General features: G+C 47.9%; 4 protein-coding genes and 2 rRNA genes. All 6 read left to right on the top strand.

Going from position 1 to position 4734, the window contains the following annotated elements; genetic code table 11:
* Positions 1-3: 3 nt before the first annotated feature.
* A 5S ribosomal RNA gene (gene rrf, locus BMZ78_RS18165) occupies positions 4-120 on the top strand.
* A 430-nt stretch (positions 121-550) separates the two neighbouring features.
* A complete protein-coding gene (locus BMZ78_RS18160; RefSeq protein WP_093231794.1) occupies positions 551-1843 on the top strand; it encodes an ABC transporter permease in 1293 nt (430 codons plus the stop codon).
* Between the two features lie 13 nt (positions 1844-1856).
* Positions 1857-2750 carry an ABC transporter ATP-binding protein gene (locus tag BMZ78_RS18155; protein ID WP_093231793.1) on the top strand — a complete coding sequence of 298 codons (894 nt, stop codon included), beginning with the start codon at positions 1857-1859 and terminating at the stop codon, positions 2748-2750.
* The gene (locus BMZ78_RS18150; RefSeq protein WP_093231792.1) at positions 2747-3478 is read left to right on the top strand and encodes an ABC transporter ATP-binding protein; all 732 of its coding nucleotides are present in this window, start codon (positions 2747-2749) and stop codon (positions 3476-3478) included. Before BMZ78_RS18155 ends, BMZ78_RS18150 begins: the two co-directional genes overlap by 4 nt.
* Before the next feature lie 295 nt (positions 3479-3773).
* A complete protein-coding gene (locus BMZ78_RS18145) occupies positions 3774-4490 on the top strand; it encodes a TetR/AcrR family transcriptional regulator (protein WP_093231791.1) in 717 nt (238 codons plus the stop codon).
* Positions 4491-4674: 184 nt separating this feature from the next.
* Positions 4675-4734: ribosomal RNA gene (locus BMZ78_RS18140) — 16S ribosomal RNA — on the top strand; the annotation flags it as partial.

Genomic DNA, 4734 nt, shown 5'->3' with positions numbered 1-4734 from the left:
ACGTCTGGTGATGATAGCGGAGGGGACCCACCCGTTCCCATCCCGAACACGGAAGTTAAGCCCTCCAGCGCCGATGGTACTTGGGGTGAAGACCCTTGGGAGAGTAGGTCGTTGCCAGGCAAAAACAAGAAACCCATCCTCATTCAAGGATGGGTTTCTTGTTTTTGCACTTTTTCTATTTTAATCCTGTCATTGTCATGGATTATTGGAGATCCAGTTAGGTAAAAGCGATGGAATTCTCACAGATTTGTTTTGACTACTCCCCAACGTAAACGAAGGGAATTCTTGGGTAATCCCTTCTACTGAAGAGAAATGGACCAAGCTTTGACCAAACATGCCCCTCGTGATTGCAAATTCCCGTTTTTCCGGGTTTTTTCTTTTTCTGATGGAAAAAATATGGAGAAAGGAATGATGATGCAAAATAAGGTTTCAAGCCTATCTTTTATGACAAAGTAAGTAATGACTCACTTTTTTGTTGACTTCCAATGCCGACCTGCCATACATTATAAGTGAGTAATTACTCACTAAAAAAGGGAGGGCTTCATTATATATGTGGAAACGAATTGGAGCGCTGATTATCAAGGAGTTTATCCAGCTGAAACGTGACCGGCGCACGTTGGCGATGATGATTATGCTTCCGGTCATCTGGCTGGTTGCGTTTGGGTATGCGGTCAATTTTGATGTGGATCATTTCCGCATTTTTATTGTTGACCAAGCGAAAAACAAAGACAGCCGTGAAGTGATTCATGAAGTGGAAGAGCATGCGGAGATGAACGTAGTAGGTCAGGGAACGGAAAAGGAAGCGCGTGATGCCTTGAAATACGGCAAGACCGACGTTGCCATCCTTTTCCCGCAAAAATATGATTCCATCGCAAAAAGCAAAGAACAGCAGCTGAATATCTTGGTAGATGGAGGGCGCCTGTTCACGGCCCAATCGGCGGTGCGCAAAGTGAATGAGGTTTTGGGCGACATTCAAAAAGCCAATATGGAAGAGCTTCGGCAAAACATTGAAGAGCGTTTCAAGGGCAATGATGTGCCCAATGTGAAACTGGAACTTCCTGCTGACTCACCGCTGGTCAAGATGCCGCCGAATGTGGCCAAGGATTTGCAAAATAAGATCCAGTCCCAGATCAGGACAGCGATGGAAGAACAGATGGAGGAGCAGAAAAAGCAATTGGAAGATCAGTTCCCGGATCCCAAGTATATGGCGGCCGAGGTAGAAGTGCTGTACAACGAAGATTTAAAAAGCGCGTACTATATGATCCCTGGTTTGATGGGATTGGTGCTGATCTTCATCACCACCTTCATGACGGCGCTCGGCGTGGTGCGTGAGAAGGAGAGAGGTACCCTGGAGCAGCTGATCGTCTCGCCACTCCGTTCGGTCGAATTGATCTTGGGCAAACTGCTTCCTTACATGATCATCGCCACCTTTGATTTCCTTTTGGTGCTTATGGTCGGTATTGGGGTGTTTGATGTCCCGTTCACGGGAGATTTGCTTTCTTACCTCTTGATGGCACTCATTTTCTTGTTTGCGTCGCTTGGCATTGGTCTTTTCATCTCAACGGTGTCGCAAAACCAGCAACAAGCGATGCAGCTTGCCATGATGACATTGCTGCCACAGTTTATCCTGTCTGGCTTTGTCTTTCCATTGGAAGCAATGCCCGAGTGGATTAGCTGGTTGTCCTATTTGATGCCGCTCACCTATTTCTTGCCAATCAGCCGAGACGTGTTTCTCAAAGGCATGAGCGCATGGGATCACCCGGTGGCATTGGCGATGCTGTCTTTCTTCGCTGTGTTGTTCCTGTTGGTAGCCACCGTTCGCTTCAGACGAAGCTTGACTTGAGGAGGGGAACTGGATGATCTCGTTTCAGGATGTTTCGTTTCGTTACGGTAAAGAAGAAGTGCTGAAAAATCTTTCATTCCAAATTGGGGACAATGAGATCGTTGGGATTGTCGGTCCCGATGGTGCTGGGAAAACCACAATGTTGAAGTTGATTGTGGGGCTTCTGAAGCCGAAGAAAGGTAGCATCAAATATCGTGAATCATTCTCATCGGGATTTGTCGCGGAGCACTTCGGGTTATACGAGGACATGAGTATTGAGGAGAATCTGCTGTTTTACGGCCGTTTGTACGGCTTATCCAGGGAGGAGGCGAAACAGCGGAGTGAGCAGCTTTTGGAATGGACAAAACTCTCCCCGTTCAAAGATCGTTTGGCGGGACACCTTTCCGGTGGGATGAAACGGAAACTGGCCATCTGCGCCGCATTTCTCCATCGTCCGTCTTGCGTGATTCTGGATGAGCCGACGCATGGGGTAGATCCGGTTTCGCGGCGCGAAATTTGGAAACTGATTCGGGAAGTGAAATGCGAAGGGGCCACCGTCATCGTCTCGACGCAATACCTGGATGAAGTGCCCCATTGTGACGAGGTGCTGCTCCTGTACCATGGAGAGTTGATGAAAAAAGCGTCCCCACAGGCACTGATTGATGAGTTTCCTTATGCAGTTTATCGCATTCCCGATTTGCGCCATGTTTCTCTGAGGGAATTGCAGAAACTGAGAAATATCCCCCATGTCATCGATGCGTTTCCACGTGGGGTGGATTGGGTTTTCCTCATCCACCAGGAAGAAGCAGTTCATGCCTTGCGCGACTGGATTCGGGAAAAAGGGCTTGCGCGCGAAGTGGAGCGCATTCAGCCCATGTTTGAAGACGTGTTCATCCATTGGATGCAGGAAGGGGGAAGGCGGACATGATCGAACTCCACCAAATCACCAAACAATTTGGTACCTTTCGCGCAGTAAATCAGGTATCATTAACAGTATCAAAAGGCAGTATTTTTGGACTGCTCGGTGCCAACGGAGCCGGCAAAACGACTCTCATCCGGATCATGTGCGGAATTTTGCCTCCGACAAGCGGCAGAGGGCTGGTTTTGGGACATGACATTGTCAAAGAACGGGCACAGATTAAAGAGCAGATCGGATACATGTCACAAAAATTTTCCCTGTATCCCGATTTGACCGTCGAGGAGAATATACGATTCTATGCGCGGTTGTATGGTGTGAATCAGAGTGGACAGAGGGTGGAGGAACTGATCGAGCAGTTTTCACTCCAAGATGTGGCCAAGAAGCAAGTGGCTGCGCTTGGAGGCGGAATCCGGCAGCGGGTCGCTTTCGCTTCTGCAATCGTGCACATGCCACAGCTCTTGTTTCTGGACGAGCCGACCAGCGGCGTCGATCCCCTGACCCGGCGCCTGTTCTGGGAACAGCTGTATGAGCTGACCGAACGAGGGATAACCATTTTGGTGACCACGCATTACATGGATGAGGCGGAGCGATGTGACCAAGTTGCGCTCATGAATAAAGGGAGAATCGTGGCGAAGGGGAAAGTAGACGAGCTGAAAGAACGGTACGCCGCCGAATTGGGCACGGCGCGACCAACACTGGAAGAAATTTTTGTGCATGTGATCAGCCAGGGAGGATAAAAACAGTTACTGAAAAGTTGGACAAATATACAAAAATGGAAACGAGGCTCCTTTTATTTACCAAAAATTTTTCACAAAAGAAAGGAGGTTATCTGCTACAAATAGAATGAATGTCCATGCCAAAAACAAGCCAATACAGTGCTTTCATCTAACGCGACATTGTATATGTACTGGTGGCTAGCCAGGAGTGGATGCCTGTGGACTGCTACATCAAACCGCAGTAGCTGCGGAGAGACGGAGCACATGGAAACAGGACAACTATGGCATGGACCTATGTTTCTAGTAGCAGGGGAAAATGTCCGAGAAAAGTTGGGATGAATGGGTTCGTGATATTGCAGAGCAATACGATTTGGATCTGAAAACGGACAAAGAAACGCAAAAACAGAAAAAGATTTTGGAAGCAGCTATCCATGTGTTCGCAGAAAAAGGCTTCAGCGGTGCTTCAACGAGCGAAATCGCTGAACGGGCTGGTGTAGCTGAAGCTACCATTTTCAAACATTACCGTACCAAGAAAGGTTTGCTATTGCGCTTGGTCATTCCGGCGATTGCCCGGGTGGCCTTTCCCTATATCGCCACTCCCGTGCTCAAAATTCTCAACCAGGACAAGCCGTTGGAGGAACTTTTGCGCGAGGTGGTTATCGACCGGAAGGAACTCCTGGAGAAGAACTGGAAAACGATACGCATTATTTTGGTGGAAAGCTTGTTCCATCCGGAGATTCGCGAAGCCCTGAAAGTCCATGTGGCAAAAAATATGGTTCTGATGGCGTCTGAAAAGATCGAGGAGCTGAAAAGAAAAGGCAAACTGCGTGCCGACCTTCCCAATCATGTCATTTTGCGGGGGATCATGTCACAGATCGGGGCATATCTGTTGGCTCGCAACGTCATTCCTGAATTGCTGGCCCAAGGGGGAGAAGAGGAAGAAATTGACTGGATCGTCGATATGTTGACAAACGGCATTGCCACCAAACCGGATTCTAAAACTGAATTCGATAGCGAAGAGGAAAGCCATTGACCACACCTGTCAATGGCTTTCTGGTTTCTTTCAATTTAATGATAAAAAGTTGTTGACATGACATGAATATGGTGATATTATACTATCTGTCGCCGCGAGATGCGGTGAAATGAATAAAGAAAGTGTTCATTGAAAACTGAAGAGTGAAGCATGACCTCGTTGATTCGATAGAGCAAATCAAACTTTTTTGGAGAGTTTGATCCTGGCTCAGGATGAACGCTGGCGGCGTGCCTAATACATGCAA

The sequence above is a fragment of the Thermoflavimicrobium dichotomicum genome (assembly GCF_900114055.1).
In the GTDB taxonomy this organism is placed as follows: domain Bacteria; phylum Bacillota; class Bacilli; order Thermoactinomycetales; family Thermoactinomycetaceae; genus Thermoflavimicrobium; species Thermoflavimicrobium dichotomicum.
Note: the sequence above shows the minus strand (reverse complement) of the source record. Positions and strands in the feature narration are given on the sequence as shown.

What these genes read in the sequence shown, in the direction of transcription:
- BMZ78_RS18160 (WP_093231794.1), top strand. Translation starts at nt 551, where the DNA reads ATGTGGAAACGAATTGGAGCGCTGATTATCAAGGAGTTTATCCAGCTG.
- BMZ78_RS18155 (WP_093231793.1), top strand. Translation starts at nt 1,857, where the DNA reads ATGATCTCGTTTCAGGATGTTTCGTTTCGTTACGGTAAAGAAGAAGTG.
- BMZ78_RS18150 (WP_093231792.1), top strand. Translation starts at nt 2,747, where the DNA reads ATGATCGAACTCCACCAAATCACCAAACAATTTGGTACCTTTCGCGCA.
- BMZ78_RS18145 (WP_093231791.1), top strand. Translation starts at nt 3,774, where the DNA reads ATGTCCGAGAAAAGTTGGGATGAATGGGTTCGTGATATTGCAGAGCAA.